This window comes from Kocuria rhizosphaerae (assembly GCF_044462265.1).
Lineage (GTDB): Bacteria > Actinomycetota > Actinomycetes > Actinomycetales > Micrococcaceae > Kocuria > Kocuria rhizosphaerae.
The window spans coordinates 1-14526 of record NZ_JBISWL010000120.1 but is presented as its reverse complement, the minus strand read 5'-3'; the positions used below and the strand labels follow the sequence as shown (position 1 = coordinate 14526).

Here is a 14526-nt window from a genome sequence, read left to right as displayed (position 1 = left end):
TCAGCGGGTGGTGGCCACGGCCGGCAGGGTGCTGGTGTGCGTGCTGGGAACGGGCAACCGGGCCTGGCGCCACAGGCCTTTGGTGTCCACGACGGTCTTACCGTCGAGGATGCCCTTGGGCAGTCTCGTGAAGTTCTGGTGGTCCACGAGCAGCACGACCACATCTGCGTGCTTGATGGCGTCCAGCACCTCGGCGAAGCGCACGTTCTTCAGACCCTGCAGGGCCGGCGGCAGCTCCGCCACGTGCGGCTCCACGGCCAGGATGGTCCCGTGCGGGATGTCGCGGGCCAGCCGCCGGGTGACCTCCACGGCCGGGGACTCCCGCAGGTCGTCGATGTCGGGCTTGAACGCCAGGCCCAGCGCGGCCACCACGGGGACGTCCATCCCGGCGATGGCCTCCTCGACCTTGGCCACGACCCAGTCGGGCTTGGAGTCGTTGACCTCCCGGGCGGTGCGGATCAGCCGGGACTCCTCCGGGGCGGAGGAGACGATGAACCACGGGTCCACCGCGATGCAGTGCCCGCCCACGCCCGGTCCGGGTTTCAGGATGTTGACCCGCGGGTGGTGGTTGGCGAGCTCAATGAGCTCCCACACGTCGATGCCCAGCCGGTCGGCGATCAGGGACAGCTCGTTGGCGAAGGCGATGTTGACGTCCCGGAAGGAGTTCTCGGTGAGCTTGGCCATCTCGGCGGTGACGTCGTCGGTCTCCAGCAGCTCACCCACGCAGAACGTCGCGTACAGCGCCTTCGCCCGCCGGGTCGCCTCGGGCGTCATGCCCCCGATGATGCGGTCGTTGGTGATCAGCTCCTCCATCACCTTCCCCGGAAGCACCCGCTCGGGGCAGTGCGCCACGTGGATCGCCGGCTTCCCGTCGGACCCGTCCAGGGACAGGTCCGGGCGCAGCTCGATGAGGTGCTCGGCCATCTTCCGGGTGGTCTGCGGCGGGGACGTCGACTCGAGGATGATCAGCTCGTCACCGCGCAGCTGCGGGGCGATGCTGCGCGAGGCCGCCCGCACGTAGGAGAGATCTCCCTCGTAGTTGTCCGTGAACGGCGTGGGCACGGCCACGACATAGGCGTCCCCGTGGGGCATCTGCGTGGTCGCGGTGAGGGTTCCTTCGGCCACCACGCGGGCGAGCTGCTCCTCGAGGCCCGGCTCCACGAAGGGGATCTCCCCGCGGTTGATCTGGGCCACGTTCGTCTCGTTGATGTCCACGCCCACGACCCGGGACCCGTAGTTGGCCAGCACCACGGCGGTGGGCAGGCCGATGTAGCCCAGCCCGACGACGACGACGTTCTGCTGTTCAGACATGGCGTACTTCCTGTGGGGGGTCGGGGGCTGGGGATGGTCAGTGGGGGCCAGCGGGGTGGGGGCATGTAGGCCGATGCAGGGACATCTGCTGTGGAAATCATACGCTGACGTGCGGAAGGCTCTCTCCGAACATGACGATACATCCGCTGGCCAGCACCGACGCATCGCTCACCGACCAGGTGTGTCCCCCCGAGCCCCGGTACTGCCGGAAGTTGAACCGGTCCCCGGAGTAGACGCGCAGGCCGGCGTCGACGACGGCGGCGAGGAACGAGGAGTCCTCCCCGGTGGTGCGGTCCTCGAAGGGGACTCGCTCGAACACCTCCCGGCGGGCCACGATCGTGGGGCCCATGACGAAGTCCGTGAAGCGGTGCTCCATGTGGCCGAACCGCAGCAGCGTGGCGTCCTGGGAGGCGACGTACATGTAGTGGGCCTGCTTGCCCACCACGTCCGCGCCGGAGTAGCGCAGCGCGTGCAGCTGGTCCTGCAGGTAGTGGGGGCCGTAGTCGTCGTCGTCGTCCATCTTGGCGAGCACCTCGCCGGTGGAGGCCCGCACGGCCCGGTTGAGGCACTCCCCCAGGCTCAGCTCGTCCCTCGCCTCCAGGACCCGGACCTGCTCGAGGCCGGCGGCGGCCGCGAGGGCCTCGACGCCGTGGGCGGCCGCGTCGAAGCCGTGGCAGACGAGGACGAGCTCGGGACGCACGCCGGTCTGCGCGGCGACCGTGGCCAGGGCGTGCTCGAGCCGGTGCGGGCGGTTGGTGCACAGCAGCACGGACACGCTCGGGTGCCGCGGACCGGGCTGGTCCCCGGGCAGCACCGCGGCCAGGACGCTCGCCACCCGGTGGGTGTAGGTGTGGCGCGACCAGATGGTGCGCTGGGCCCGGTGGACCATGCGGTCGGCCAGCTCGGGACTGCGCACGAGCGCGCGGACGAGATCCGCGGCGTGCTGCCGGTCCGGGGCCACGGCGAGCTGGTCCTCGGGGAAGAAGTTCCGCAGCGCCGCGCTGGGCGTGGACACCACAGGGGTCCCGGAGGCCGTGATCTCGAAGATCCGCCGCGCGCACATGCTCGGTGAGGCCACGACGGAGTTGACGTTGAGGAAGACCTTGTAGGCCTTGTAGGCGGTCAGCATCCGGTCGTAGGGCAGCGAGCCGACCACCCGCTCGTCGTACGGGGCGGGGAACTGGTACCGCTCGTCGTCGCCCAGGTACCGGGAGAAGATCTCCAGGCCCTTCTCCATCCGGGGGCTGACGTCCAGGGCCCCGCCGAGGAGCACGTCCATCTGTTCGCGGCGCTCGGGGTACTTGTGGGCGAAGTACATCCCGGCGAAGGCGACGTCCCGCTCGTGGAAGCCGTGCCGCGGCCGGACCGGGCGGTGCACGGCCGGCTGGGCCGCGAACGGGAGCACGCCCACCCGGGAGTGCCCGAGGTCCCGGACGTAGTCGGCCACCCGGTCCGCGTCCGTGGTGAAGACGTGGTCGAACAGGCCCGCGCACTCGAGGAAGTCCGCGTAGTGCGGCGGGTCCTCCTTGTTCCAGAAGACCGTGGGGATGCCCTGCTCGCGGCAGTGGGCCAGGAGGTCCTTCACCGGCTGCTTGACCCCGGACTCGCCCGTCAGCTGGTACTGCCACTCGTCGCCGTTGCCGTGCCACGCCGATTCGACGAACAGCAGGTCCACGGGCCGCTGCGCGAGCTGGGCCCGCCACCCGTCCCGGGTCAGCGGGACCTGGTGCCACTCGTAGCCGAACGCGCGCAGGGAGAAGTCGTCGAGGATCACGGCGGCGGTGACGTCCGCCCGCACCGGCTCCCGCTCCGGCCACTCCACGGCCGCGAAGGACAGCCCGGACCCGGTCCGCGTCCCGTTCGCAGCCACTGCCGCGGGGATCCGGGACCGGCGGCGGTACTTCGCCACCGCACCGGGGCCGCCGTGGCGCAGGTGCCACAGGGCGGTGCGCAGCTCGAAGCGGGTCATCCGCCCGGCTCCTCGTCCGCGCCGGGGCGGGGCGCGACGTCGTCGAGCTCGGTGCGGACCATCCGCGCCGCGGCCTCGTCGCGCACCCCCTCGGCGGTGCGGTTGTTGCCGGCGGCCAGTTCCTTCATGAACCGCTCGTAGACCTCGATCACCTCGTCCGGCGGCCCGTCCATCACCAGCTCGCCCGCGTCGATCCAGACCACCCGCGAGCACATCTGGCGGACCTCGCCCATGGAGTGGGAGACGAACAGGATGCACCCGGCCTGCTCCCGGATCTCCCGCATGCGGGCCTGGCCGCGGTCCCGGAACTGCGCGTCGCCGGTGCCCAGCGCTTCGTCGAGGATGAGGATGTGCGGGTCGGTCGCGGTGGCCACGGCGAAGCGCAGCCGGGCCGCCATGCCCGAGGAGTAGGCCTTCATGGGCCAGTGGATGGCGTCGTCGAGCGCGGCGATGTGGACGAGCTTCTCCATCCGGTCGTCCACCTCGGCGGGGGTCATGCCCTGGGCCAGGCAGCCCAGGCGGATGTTCCGCTCGCCGGACAGCGCCGGGACCAGGGAGACGTTGACGCCCAGCTTGGCCGGGGTGTCCACGGCGTAGACACGGCCTGACGTGGGATTGAGCTGTCCGGCGACGACGTTCATGAGCGTGGACTTGCCCGAGCCGTTGCGGCCGATGAAGCCGACGGACTCCCCCTCCTCCACGGCGAGGGTCACGCGGTTCAGGGCGCGGTTCTGCACGATCGGCGGCCGGCCCAGGGCCCTGCGGGCCAGGCGCACGGCCCGCGGGACGGGCACCTCGTCCCCGCCCCCCGTGCTGGTGACGGTGTAGACGACGGTGACGTCGTCGACGACGACGGCGGGGTTGCGCACGGCCCGGCGGCGGCGCGCGGTCGGTGCCGGACGGGTCTCAGCGCTCATCGGCGTAGCTCTCCTCGTTGCGCCAGAACACCCAGAGGCCGACCAGCCACGTGCCGAACGCCGCGACGACGAGAACGGTCCACTGCCACCACTCCGGTGTGGTGGCATAGAGCAGGCAGTCCCGGCTCATGGACAGCACCTGGTAGAGCGGATTGGCCTCGAAGAGGACCATCCACCGTTCGTCGGTCACGAAGCGGGAGGGGTCGTAGAAGATCCCGGAGGAGTACATCCAGATCCGCATGACGAACGCGAACAGGTTGCCCACGTCCGGGATCTTGTGCACGAGCGGCGCGAGGAGCATCCCGAGGCCCCAGTTGAAGACCGTCTGCAGCGCCACGATGGGCACCAGCAGCAGCCAGCGCCAGGAGACGGGCTCGAGCGGGGGGATGAGCAGGACCATGACCACCATGGCCAGGAGCACGAACCCCTGGCTCAGCAGCTCCCGGAGGTTGATGGACAGCGGCAGGGCCGCGCGGGGGAAGCTGAAGCCGCGGATCAGCGCCCGCCCCGAGGCCATCGACCTGGAGCCGGCCACGATCGCCCGGGAGGAGTAGGTGAACATCATGATGCCCACGAGCAGATAGGCGATGAAGTTCTCGACGCCGCGCCCCGTGCCCAGGAGCACCCCGAAGATCAGCAGGAACGTCAGTCCCAGCAGCGCGGGGTTGAGCACGAGCCAGGCCTTGCCGAGCAGGGTGTGCTCCTGGCTCACCGACAGCCGCACACGGGCGTCGTAGACCACGAAGTGGCGGCTGTTCCACAGCTGGACGAGGTACTCGGTCAGCGGCGGCCGGGCGCCGACGGCGCGCAGCCGGGACGAGTCGAAGACCACCGTGCGCGGCGGGGGTCCCGAGCCGAACCACCGGGCCCGCTCGGGGGTGTGCCGCAAGATCACGCAGAGGCCTCCTGGAGTACGCCGCCCCCGGTCAGATGGCGGTAGGCGTCCACCGTATCGGACGCGACGGCCTCCCACGTGCGTTCCGACAAGGCACGACGCCGCCCCTCCTCGCCCAGGCAGCGCCGCACCGCCGGGCTCTCCAGCAGCATCCGCAGCACGCACGCCAGCGTGTCGGGGTCCTCCGCGGGGGTGAGCATGCCCGTGATGCCGTCGCTGACGACCTCCGCGAGGGCGGGCAGGCACGAGGCGACCACGGGCGTGCCGGTGGCCAGGGCCTCGACCGGCTTGAGCGGGGTCACCGCGCGGGTGACGGCACGGTCCTTGCGGGGGACCACGAACACGTCGAAGGCCTGGTGGTAGCGCACGGCCTGCTCCCGCGGCACCCTTCCCGGGAAGCGGACGCGGTCACGGATCCCCAGCTCCGTCGCCAGGGCCTCCAGCGCCGGACGCTCGGCGCCGTCCCCGACTACGACGACGAGCAGCTCGGGCACGTCCGGGGCCAGGAGGGCCGCGGCGCGCAGCAGGTCGTCCAGACCCTCGTACTCGACCACGCTCGTGACGGTGCCGAGGATCCGGGCGTGCACGGGCAGCCCCACGTCGCGGCGGGCCTCCGCCACGGGGGGCGGGTCCTCAAGGTACTGCCCGCCCACGCCGTTGGGCGCGATCCGGGTGCGCACCGGTCCGGTGGGCAGCGAGCGCACGAGGGTGCGCACGTGCTCGCCCATCTGACGGCCGAGCGTCACGACGTCGTCCGCGCCCGCCAGCGCCTCGGCCTCCCTGGCCGTGAACAGCCGGTAGCGCTCACTGGTGGCGGCCTCGGCGGGCCGGGCGGAGGCCCACGTGTCGGCGAGCTGGCCGCGGACCTCGTAGACCCACGGGATGCCGAGGGCCTCCGCCACCGCCCGGGTGACGAGCGCGTTGACGAAGTGCGTGGTCGTGTGCAGCACCGCGGGGCGGGTGCGCAGGGCGAGCTCGAGCACGGCCTGGGCCTCCTGCTGCAGGCGGCCGGTGGCGGTGGCGGCCAGGCGTCCGGGCAGGATCCGGTGGTAGGGCACCCCGTCGACGACGTCGACCGATCCGGCGCCCAGCTTCCCCACCTGCACGGGGTAGCCCGGCCGGGTCACCGCGGTCACGGTCCAGCCCTGGTCGGCGACGGCCGTGAGCAGCGAGTGGGTGCGGGCGGTGTAGCCGCTGTGCGTGTGGGGAACGGAGTTCGTCAGCACGTGCAGCACGGAGGCCGGTTCCGGGCGGTAGCCCACCACGGGGGTCAGCGCGGGGCGCCAGTCGGTGAACAGCCGCAGCTCGTCCTCGTAGCGGCGCAGCTGGCGGCGCTCGCCCGTGGTGGCGCGGCGGAAGGCCACGGCCCGGCGCAGGCCCTCGACCGCCTCGGACATCCGGCCCAGGTGCCAGTCGCGGCGCGCCTGCGTGCCGGCGCGGCCCTTCAGGTCCGCGGGCAGCCGGGCGAGAAGGCGGTCCGCCTGCTCCACCCGGCCCATGGAGAGCGCGACGTCGGCGAGGCGCCGGGTGGTGGCCGGCGGGAAGCCGCCCCTCTCGGCGAGCTCCAGCCGCCGGCCCGCGTCGCCGGAGCGGCCGAGCACGTGGGCGGCCGTGGCACCCGGGGCCGGCCACGGGGTGCCCAGGAGCGCCCGGGCGACGGGGCGCACCGCGCGGTCCGGGAGCCGTCGGGCGACCTGCGTCCAGAACACCACCGGGTCGTCGGCGAGGTGCTCGCCCACGGTCGCCGCGGTCACGACCGCGTTGGCGTACAGCCGGCGGGCCCGGTGCTCCTCGTCAGGTCCCCGGTGGTCGTCGTCATGCCGCATGGTGGTCCCCCATCTTCCTGTGCTCCGGCGCGCTCCCCCTCGAGCGCCCCCGGATGTCACCCGCCGGGGACATCCGGTGTGCCGTTCCCGGCACGGTCGCGGCCGGCTGCGCGTGGACCGGCCGGCCGGCCAGGACGTCGCGCAGGACGCCGTCGTAGCGGGCGGCCAGGTCCGGGTAGTCGGCGTGGGCGGCCACCCAGGCCCGGCCCGAGGATCGCTGGCGCAGCCGGGTGCGGTCCGCGATGAGTCCGCGCCACAGCCGGGCGATGTCGGCGGGACGGCCCTCGACCACGTCCCCCTCCCCTGCCGCGGCGAGGACGCGGGCGGCCTCGCCGCGCACGATCGCGGTGATGTGGCGCCCGACCGAGAGCGCCTCGTAGGTCTTGGAGGGGATCGTGTCCTCGAAGGACTTCCAGTCGTCGCGCAGGGACACCACCACGGTGTCCGACTCGGCGTAGCGCTCGAACACGGCCCGGCCGTACTCGGGGGGCAGGAACCGGACCGGCGCGTCCAGCCGGGCGGCGAGCTCCTCCAGCGCGGGCTTGCGGCTGCCCTGGCCCACCAGGGTCAGACGCATCCCGTCCCCGACGAGGGCGGCCGCCTCGACGAGGTGCTCCAGCCGCTGGCTCTCACCGTGGTTTCCCAGGTACAGGACCTCCAGCCGCTCGCGCGACGGCGGCGGAGGCAGCAGGCGCGGCGTGCGCTCCAGGACCACGCCGTTGCGGACGGTGGTGACGTTGCGGACACCACGCTCCCGCAGGGTGCGGGCGAAGCCCTCGGTCACGGTGACCACCAGGTCCGCGTGGTCCTGCACGTGCTCGACCACGCGGTTGATCAGGCTCTTGCCGCCGTGGCGGACGAGGTTGGCGTCCTCGGCGAGGTTCGGCCAGGCGTCGCGCATCTCGACCACGAACGGGACTCCTTTGAGCCGGGCCAGCAGCCAGCCGGCGACCATGAGCGGCAGGGAGGGCGCCGTGACGAGAATCACGTCGAACGGGCCGGTGGACAGGCCCCGTACGGCGGACGCGGCCGCCGTGAACAGCTGGTCGGCGAGCTTGCCGAGGCGCCCGTGGGCCCGGCTGAGGTACGGGACGCGGTGGATCGTCTCGCCCAGCGGCCCCCGGGCCCGTCCCCACCCCGGGCCCTCGGGCGCGGCCTCTGCCGTTCCGTGGAAGCGCGGTGCGGGCGCGAGGAAGGACACGTCCCAGCCGGCGGGAACGAGGTAGCGCGTCAGCGACGACCAGCGCCGCTGGGGCGGGGAGTGCTCCGGCCAGTAGGAATGGGTGAGCACCAGCAGACGGAGGGGACGGGGGGTGTGCTGCATGGCTCTCTCGCGGGGTCAAGAGACGCTGTCCCGGTGGGGTCCGGGGCGAGCTGCGGTCGGGGGGCGCCGCCCGCGGCTCCGGGGGAGGATGCGCAGGCGGCCTATTACTCGTCGGAGTTCAGAGTAGCAAGATATTCATCCAATTTGTCCTCCGAAATGGCTACACCGATGTCTTCCATGGCCTGGGTGTCCGACACCACGATGGACTGGCCGTCCGGAGAGGTGCCGATGCCCTCGTGGGGAACCGTGAACGAATCCACGTCCCGGGCGCCGACGCCGGCGAGCTCCGGAGCGAGGCCGGCGACCCACCCGGCGTCCAGGCCCTCGCTCACCTCGAGGTGCGGGGCGAGCTCGGAGACCATCTGCCGGATCCGGCCGGGGTCGCTGAGGACGTCCTTGCTGATCAGCTTGTCGAGCACGGCTTCGAGGAACAGGCGCTGGTTCTCGACGCGTTTGAGGTCGCCCATCTCGAACGACCGGCGTTCCCGCACGAACTCGAGCGCGGTGGCGCCGTCCATGTGCATGGGCCCGGCGGTGAAGAGCATGTCCTTCTGCCAGGACACGAAGTCCTTCGGGACGTCGATGGTCACCCCGCCCACGGCGTCGACGATGTTCTCGAAACCTTCGAAGTCGACCTGCGCCACCTGGTCCACGCGCGTGTCGAACAGCCCCTCGACGGTGTCCACCATCAGGGGGACGCCCCCGGCGTCGATCGCGGAGTTGATCTTGGCCTGGCCCACGCCGGGGATCTCGACCCACAGGTCCCGCGGGATGGACATGACGTAGACCGCGCCGCCGTCCTCGGGCACGTGCAGGAGCATGATCGCGTCCGCCCGCTCCCCGGCACCGCCCTGGTGGTCCTCGCCCATCACGAGGACGGTGGTCCCCTCGTCCGCGCCCGAACCCGCGGAGGGGCGGGCGCTCTCCGCCGGGAAGGGCTGCTCCAGGACCTCGCGGCCGGTGTCGAAGGCCCGCCCGAGGCTCCAGAGGTAGAGCCCGACGACGAGCGCCACGACGAGCACCACGGCCAGCAGCACGAGCAGGACGGTGCGGACGGTGCGCCGGCTGCCGGGCGTCCGGTCCGTGCGGGCGGGGCGGCGGTCGTCGATCGACATGGGAACTCCCGGGGGGTGGGGGTCGGTGAGGGGGCAGTCCGCACGGGGGGACGGGGACCGCTGTGTCACATCCTACGACGCCGCCCGGCCGGCCGCGGTGCCCACGCGCCCGGCACCGTCACGGGACGACCCCGGCGTGCGGTGCTCGGCTCCGCTCGTCCGGGCCGGGCCGGGCTCCGGGTCGGACTCGGACTCGGGGCCGGACGCGGAGCGGGACGCGGGGCCGGGCTCCGCACCGGCCCCGGGTGCCACGCCCGTGACCGTGAGAACCGTCACGGTGCCGGGATTGAGGGACAGGCGCAGCGCGTCCTGGCCCGGTTCCGCACCCGGCACCGCCGACCGGTGCTCCACGGGTGCGAGCGGCAGCCCGAAGCCGTCCACGGACACGTGGGCGTCCCCGACGGGCTCCAGGGCGTTGCCGAGCGTCTGCGCCCGGCCGTCCCGGTCCGCGGTGGGCTGCCCGCCGTCCTCGGGCTCGACGTCGAAGAGGCTCGCCGCGGGGAACTCGGCGTCCCATGCGGGGCCCCCCATCTGCGACATCACGGCCCCTTCGAGATCGAACGGCAGACGCAGCGTCACGGGCGCGCGGCCGGCGACGGCGGGGTCGGTGAAGTTCGTCAGGACCACGGTCAGCTCCTGCCGACCCCCGTCCTGGGCCGGGTGACGGATGGCGTAGGCGGTGACGTCCTCGTTGCCGGAGCCGTCCGTGCGCAGGAAGTCGCCCGCCGGGATCCGGCCCACGAGGGCCAGGGCGAGGTGGTTGGCCCGCGGGGCGAACGCCGACCCCTGGTCGCCCCGGGTGCCGGAGGAGCACACCGAGGACATCGGGGGCCCGCCGGCGCAGCGGTCCAGGGAGGAGTGGTGGACGAGCCGTTCGACGCCCAGGGACTGGGCGCGCAGGGAGTACTCCGCCGAGAAGACGGCCGCCCCGAGGGTCTCGGTGATGTCGTTGCCGCCCAGGCACGCGGACACGGAGCTCTCGGTGAGCCACAGCGGCATGCCGGCCCGCCGGGCCTGGTCCACCGCGATGCCCAGGAACCGGTCCACGTTGGCCCGGGTGTGCACGCCCACGAGGTTGTCCATGGTGGGCGTCTGCCACGGCCTGGCACCGTGGCACGAGGACAGCGGGTACTGGTGGGCGGCCAGGACCATGTTGCGCAGGCCCGACCCGGCGACGGCCTCCCACCAGTCGGGGGCGTAGGCCCCTGGTGCGGTGACGGCCAGCCCGGGCGCCTCGGCACGGATCGCGCGGGTGTACTCCCGGAGGTCCTCCAGGTAGGCCGGGATGCCCCAGCCCTCCTCCTTGACGCTCAGCCGGTGGTCCTCCCCGGGGCGGTAGCCGTTGGGCTCGTTGCCGACCATGACCGCCGTGAGGTCGTCGCCGAACGCGGCCTCGGCGTGCCGGGTCAGGGACGCGGCACGACGGGCGTCGTCCGCCGCGAGGTTCACGCCCAGGACCACGTCCGCGCCGGTCGCCTCGGCGAACCCCGCGACCCGGCGCAGGTCCTGCGGGGTCACGGTCGTGATCTCGTCGCCCGCCGGCAGCGGCCAGTCCGTTGGCGGGGCCTCGTCGTCGTCCGTGAAGAAGAAACGGCGGTCGACGGAGTTGCCGCCGAAGCGCAGGGTCGGGCGGTCCAGCTCCCGGACCAGGGCGACGAGGTCCTCGTTGTCGGCGCTGAGCCGCCCGTCGGCGAGGTCGGTGGCCTCGAAGGAGAGCCCCACCCCGCCGTCGGCCCAGTCCTCACCGGTGGGCTCCGCGGAGACCGTGACGGTCGCGGGCGCCTGCTTCTCCCGGCCCTCCACGGGGACCGCCGGCTGGCGGTAGTGCTCGGGCAGTCCCCTGCGCCGGGCGACCTCTCCGGCGTCCACGGCCGTCAGCGGCGTCGCACTCGGGCCGGCCGGCGCCGGGTCCGGAACGGACGGCTCGCCGGCGCAGCCCGTGACGACGAGCGCCAGCGCGGTCGCGAGCGCGGCCAGGACGGAACGGGACGGTCGGTGCACGGGGGAGCTCCTGGGGGACGGAGTCGGGGCGCGGCCGGGATCAGTGTAGTCGGGCCGGCCGCCGGGCGGTCACCGGCCCGGGGTGCCGGGCACGCCGCAGGCCCGGACCGAACCGGTCCGGGCCTGCGGTCGGAGTGGTCCTGGGGACCGGCTCAGCGCTTGCCGAAGCCCTTGAAGCGCGCGTTGAAGCGCTCCACGCGGCCGGCGGAGTCCATGATGCGCTGCTTGCCCGTGTAGAACGGGTGCGACTCGGACGAGATCTCGACCTCGATGATCGGGTACTCCTTGCCGTCCTCCCAGGTCTCCGTCTTCTGGGAGGTGGCGGTCGACCGGGTGAGGATGGTCTTGCCGGAGGCCAGGTCGCGGAAGAGCACCGGGTGGTAGTCCGGGTGGATGTCGGTCTTCATGGGGTTCACACCTTGTTGTCGGTGCCTGGATTTTGCCAGGCACGGTTGCGCTCGGTCGGCGGTGCGTCGTCGTCGTGCGTCCGCGCGGTCCTCGCGGGAGGGCGCGGGCGCGATCCCGGGCGGAGGCACCAGCGGTCCAGCTTAGCGGATCACGGCACGGGTCACCAGCGGTGGGCCACGTCGATCACCACGCGGGACCCGTCGCACGGACCCTCCAGCACGAAGACCCGGAACGGCAGCCGCGCGCGCACGCCGAGGCCGAGGGTCGTGCGGCCCTCGAAGCTGCCGGCCCAGGCCACCTGACGGAAGGTGTCGTAGCCGGTCACGTACACGAGCTCCTCCTGGTCGGCGGGGGTGTAGGTGGCGTTGCCGTCCTCGTCGTAGGACGGCGCGTTCACGACGACGCTCAGGAACGCCCCGCCGCGCAGCGGGACCAGGTTCCCGGAGCCGTCCTGGTGGACGCTGGGCACGTACCGGACGGAGTAGCCGGCCACGTCGCCGTCGAGGTCCACGACGAGCCGGTCGAAGCACTCGTGCCGGCCTGAGCGCACGTTCGTGACGGCGCCGGCGGTGTAGGTGTCCTCGGCCTTCTCCAGGGAGCCCCACACGATGCCGCAGTACGGTGTGGGTCCCGTGGCGACGGCGGCGGGGACGAACAACGAGGAGCCCGTGGCCAGCACGAGGGCCGCCAGCCACGAGAGCAGCTTCTTCATGACACACCTTCTCGGAGGAGCGTCTGCACCCGGACGCCGGCTGGTGCCGCGGTTTCTCGGAACGGGCCCGCAGACCCCTCCAGAATAGACTTCGCGGAAGCCAATGGCACCGGTCGGAGCACCATTGACCGTGCAACTGTGACCCCGCTCGGACGGGACCGGGCGGGGTGTGCCGGACTCACTGCCGGGCCGGGCGGGTCTCCCAGAACGCCACGGCGGAGGCCGCGGCCACGTTGAGCGAGTCGACCCCGTGGGACATCGGGATCCGCACGGTGAGGTCCGCGTGGTGGACGGTCGCGGCGCTGAGGCCGTCGCCCTCCGTGCCCAGGATCAGGGCGAGCTTCTCTTCGCGGCGCGCGGAGAGCTCGCTCAGCGTGACGGAGTCGTCGCCGAGGGCCAGCGCCGCCGTCGTGAACCCCGCGTCCTTCACGCGCTGCAGGTCGGCGGTCCAGTGCTCCAGCCGCGTCCAGGGCACCTGGAACACGGTGCCCATGGATACGCGGATGGCCCGCCGGTAGAGGGGGTCCGCGCAGCGGGGGGTGACGAGCACGGCGTCCACGTCCAGCGCGGCGGCGGAGCGGAAGATCGCCCCCACGTTCGTGTGGTCGACGATGTCCTCCAGGATCGCCACCCGGGAGGCCCCGGCCAGCAGGACCCCCAGGTCCACGGGCTCGGGCCGGTGCATGGCCGCGATCGCCCCGCGGTGCAGGTGGAATCCGGTGATCTGCTCGAGCACCTCGTCCGTGCCCACGTACAGGGGCACGTCGGGGTGCGCGGCGAGGACGTCGGCGAGGTCCTCGAGCCATTTCTCGGCCATGAAGAAGGACCGCGGGATGTGCCCGGCGGCCAGGGCCCGGCGCAGCACCTTGGAGGACTCGGCGATGTAGAGGCCCCGCTCGGGCTCGAGCCGGCGCCGGAGCTTCACGTCGGTCAGCCGGGCGTAGTCGGCCACGCGGGGGTCCTCGGCGGACTCGAGACGGTGCAGGTTGGGGAATCGGAGGTCGGTCACGGGCTCTTCCGGGGTGGTGTCGGGATGGCAGCGGTGTGGCGGGGTCGCCGATGATCGTACCGGCTGCCGCAAGCACCGTTGTTGCCCGTGCACCGGGACGGGCCTACGCTCGCAGCACGCGGACCGTCCGCCCACAGCGGTTCCCGGGGTCCCGGGCTATGGCGCGGCAACAGGTCCCGACGCCGGCGTGGGCCGCCCTTCTTCATCATGTCACCACAATTTCGGCGTCGAAATCGGAGCCGGGAGCATGAGATTCGTCCGTCGCCCTGCGCGATATTAAAGACATGGCCAGATTACGCGCGCTGTCCCGCCTGGCGTCCGTGTTCACGACGCCCCGCTCGCCCGAGGACTTCCTCCGGCTGGTGGACCCCCTGGCGAGCGCCCGGCAGCTGCGGGCCGTCGTCACCGCGGTGGAGCCCGAGACGGCGGACTCCGTCACCATCCGCTTCCGTCCCGGCCGGGGGTGGAACGCCCACGCGGCGGGCCAGTGGGCGCGCATCGGCGTCGAGATCGACGGCGTGCGGCACTGGCGCTCCTACTCCCTGAGCACGGCGGCCGGCCAGGACCCCGCCATCACCGTCTCGGCCATGGGCAAGGTCTCCACCGCCCTGGTCCGCGGCACGCGGCCGGGCGACGTCCTCTTCCTGGCGCCCCCCGAGGGCGACTTCGTCCTGCCGGAGCACCCGCGTCCGCTGCTCATGCTCACCGCCGGCAGCGGGCTGACCCCCGTCATGTCGATGATCCGCACGCTGGTGCCGCGACGGCCGGACGCGGACCTGGTGCTCGTGCACTCCTCGCGCTCGCCCGAGGAGGCGCTCTTCGCCGAGGAGCTCCTGGAGCTCGCGGACCAGTTCCCGAGCTTCCGTCTCGTCCAGTGGTTCACCGGCGAGCGGGGCCGGCGCCTGGACCTCGCCTCCACGTCCGACCTCGAGACGGCCTGCCCCGACTGGCGGGACCGGGCGGCCTACGCGTGCGGGCCCGCCGACTTCCTCGACGCCGCCGAGTCCCTCTGGCAGCGGGAGGAGGGGCAGCTGCGCGT

The 14526-nt window shown here is 72.8% G+C and carries 12 protein-coding genes; 1 reads left to right on the top strand and 11 read right to left on the bottom strand.

Going from position 1 to position 14526, the window contains the following annotated elements; translation table 11 throughout:
* From wecC to ACH9EU_RS14100, 11 genes are all read right to left on the bottom strand, one after another.
* The gene (wecC, locus tag ACH9EU_RS14150) at positions 1-1311 is read right to left on the bottom strand and encodes a UDP-N-acetyl-D-mannosamine dehydrogenase (protein WP_396412914.1); all 1311 of its coding nucleotides are present in this window, start codon (positions 1309-1311) and stop codon (positions 1-3) included.
* A 97-nt stretch (positions 1312-1408) separates the two neighbouring features.
* A complete protein-coding gene (locus ACH9EU_RS14145) occupies positions 1409-3280 on the bottom strand; it encodes a glycosyltransferase family protein (protein ID WP_396414554.1) in 1872 nt (623 codons plus the stop codon).
* Positions 3277-4197, bottom strand: coding sequence for an ATP-binding cassette domain-containing protein (locus ACH9EU_RS14140; protein ID WP_396414553.1), 921 nt, complete (start codon positions 4195-4197; stop codon positions 3277-3279). The genes ACH9EU_RS14145 and ACH9EU_RS14140 overlap by 4 nt, the downstream gene beginning before the upstream one ends.
* A complete protein-coding gene (locus ACH9EU_RS14135) occupies positions 4187-5092 on the bottom strand; it encodes an ABC transporter permease (RefSeq protein ID WP_396414552.1) in 906 nt (301 codons plus the stop codon). The genes ACH9EU_RS14140 and ACH9EU_RS14135 overlap by 11 nt, the downstream gene beginning before the upstream one ends.
* Positions 5089-6918, bottom strand: coding sequence for a glycosyltransferase (locus ACH9EU_RS14130; RefSeq protein WP_396414551.1), 1830 nt, complete (start codon positions 6916-6918; stop codon positions 5089-5091). The genes ACH9EU_RS14135 and ACH9EU_RS14130 overlap by 4 nt, the downstream gene beginning before the upstream one ends.
* A complete protein-coding gene (locus ACH9EU_RS14125) occupies positions 6908-8242 on the bottom strand; it encodes a glycosyltransferase (RefSeq protein ID WP_396414550.1) in 1335 nt (444 codons plus the stop codon). The genes ACH9EU_RS14130 and ACH9EU_RS14125 overlap by 11 nt, the downstream gene beginning before the upstream one ends.
* Before the next feature lie 104 nt (positions 8243-8346).
* Positions 8347-9357, bottom strand: a complete 1011-nt coding sequence (locus tag ACH9EU_RS14120) for an LCP family glycopolymer transferase (RefSeq protein WP_396414549.1) — start codon at positions 9355-9357, stop codon at positions 8347-8349.
* 72 nt (positions 9358-9429) lie between these two features.
* Positions 9430-11358, bottom strand: coding sequence for a hypothetical protein (locus ACH9EU_RS14115; protein ID WP_396414548.1), 1929 nt, complete (start codon positions 11356-11358; stop codon positions 9430-9432).
* A gap of 152 nt (positions 11359-11510) precedes the next feature.
* Complete coding sequence (locus tag ACH9EU_RS14110; RefSeq protein ID WP_396414547.1) at positions 11511-11765, bottom strand: type B 50S ribosomal protein L31; 255 nt, start codon at positions 11763-11765, stop codon at positions 11511-11513.
* 161 nt (positions 11766-11926) lie between these two features.
* Positions 11927-12478 (bottom strand): AMIN-like domain-containing (lipo)protein, encoded by a 552-nt coding sequence (locus ACH9EU_RS14105; protein ID WP_396414546.1) that lies wholly within the window; start codon positions 12476-12478, stop codon positions 11927-11929.
* Between the two features lie 178 nt (positions 12479-12656).
* Positions 12657-13463, bottom strand: a complete 807-nt coding sequence (locus ACH9EU_RS14100) for a TrmH family RNA methyltransferase (RefSeq protein WP_396414555.1) — start codon at positions 13461-13463, stop codon at positions 12657-12659.
* A 308-nt stretch (positions 13464-13771) separates the two neighbouring features.
* Between ACH9EU_RS14100 and ACH9EU_RS14095 the strand changes: the two genes are divergently transcribed.
* Positions 13772-14526: ferredoxin reductase (locus tag ACH9EU_RS14095; RefSeq protein ID WP_396414545.1), on the top strand; the 755-nt coding region annotated here is incomplete at its 3' end.

Bases quoted from the DNA above. Each gene is read 5' to 3' on its own strand.
- wecC (WP_396412914.1), bottom strand. From the start codon at position 1,311: ATGTCTGAACAGCAGAACGTCGTCGTCGTCGGGCTGGGCTACATCGGC.
- ACH9EU_RS14105 (WP_396414546.1), bottom strand. From the start codon at position 12,478: ATGAAGAAGCTGCTCTCGTGGCTGGCGGCCCTCGTGCTGGCCACGGGC.
- ACH9EU_RS14140 (WP_396414553.1), bottom strand. From the start codon at position 4,197: ATGAGCGCTGAGACCCGTCCGGCACCGACCGCGCGCCGCCGCCGGGCC.
- ACH9EU_RS14145 (WP_396414554.1), bottom strand. From the start codon at position 3,280: ATGACCCGCTTCGAGCTGCGCACCGCCCTGTGGCACCTGCGCCACGGC.
- ACH9EU_RS14125 (WP_396414550.1), bottom strand. From the start codon at position 8,242: ATGCAGCACACCCCCCGTCCCCTCCGTCTGCTGGTGCTCACCCATTCC.
- ACH9EU_RS14130 (WP_396414551.1), bottom strand. From the start codon at position 6,918: ATGCGGCATGACGACGACCACCGGGGACCTGACGAGGAGCACCGGGCC.
- ACH9EU_RS14120 (WP_396414549.1), bottom strand. From the start codon at position 9,357: ATGTCGATCGACGACCGCCGCCCCGCCCGCACGGACCGGACGCCCGGC.
- ACH9EU_RS14110 (WP_396414547.1), bottom strand. From the start codon at position 11,765: ATGAAGACCGACATCCACCCGGACTACCACCCGGTGCTCTTCCGCGAC.